General features: G+C 58.9%; 1 protein-coding gene. It reads left to right on the forward strand.

What is annotated here, in order from left to right:
- The coding region (locus KQX66_RS37055) for an AMP-binding protein (protein ID WP_216798471.1) at positions 1 to 314 on the forward strand (314 nt) is incomplete at both ends.

Below are 314 nucleotides of genomic sequence, written 5' to 3' on the forward strand. Positions count from 1 at the left end.
CTGCGTATCGGCGAAGAGGACCGCGCGCTGCTGTTCGCCAGCCTGTCGTTTGACGCGGCCTGCTGGGAGATCTTCCAGGCGTTGTTCTGCGGAGCGACCTTGTATGTGCCGACGAAGGATACGATCTTGAACTACCAATGGTTTCAAACGTATATGGCGGAGCACCGAATTACGGTCGCGACCCTGCCGCCAACGTATGCGGTGTATCTGGAGCCGGAGCAGATGCCAAGCCTGCGAATTCTGTTCACAGCGGGTTCCGCCTCGTCGCCGGAGCTGGTGCAGAAGTGGAAGGACAAGGTGGCGTATTACAACGG

It is taken from the genome of Paenibacillus oleatilyticus (assembly GCF_018998565.1).
In the GTDB taxonomy this organism is placed as follows: domain Bacteria; phylum Bacillota; class Bacilli; order Paenibacillales; family NBRC-103111; genus Paenibacillus_G; species Paenibacillus_G oleatilyticus.